The organism is Amycolatopsis sp. MEPSY49, assembly GCF_051337345.1.
Lineage (GTDB): Bacteria > Actinomycetota > Actinomycetes > Mycobacteriales > Pseudonocardiaceae > Amycolatopsis.
Map to the genome: position 1 here is coordinate 1 of NZ_JBDLYJ010000041.1, position 444 is coordinate 444.

Genomic DNA, 444 nt, shown 5'->3' on the forward strand with positions numbered 1-444 from the left:
CAGCTGGAAAGCATGGTCGGCGACGTGTTCAACTCGATGACGCGGCGGCTGCCGGGCCCGGACGTGACGCAGGAGCAGCTGAAGACGCGGTCGTGGTGGAAGGGGCCGGAGCTGTTCATCCTGGTCGACGACTACGACCTGGTCGCGACCTCGACGAACAACCCGCTGCGGAAGATCTCCGACTTCCTGCCCCAGGCCAAGGACGTCGGCCTGCACCTGGTGGTCGTGCGCCGCACCGGCGGTGCGTCGAAGTCGATGTACGACCCGATCATCGGCAAGCTCAAGGAAATCGCGGCGCCGGGCATGGTGATGAACGGTTCCCGCGACGAAGGCGCGCTGGTCGGCAACATCAAGCCCTCGGCGATGCCACCGGGGCGGGGCAACCTGCTGACCCGCAAGGCGGGCAAACAGCTGATCCAGGTGTCGTGGATCAACCCCGACTGA

General features: G+C 66.2%; 1 pseudogene. It reads left to right on the forward strand.

The window, feature by feature from the left end:
* Positions 1-444 (forward strand): annotated as a pseudogene (locus tag ABFJ78_RS50195) (type VII secretion protein EccC); the annotation flags it as partial.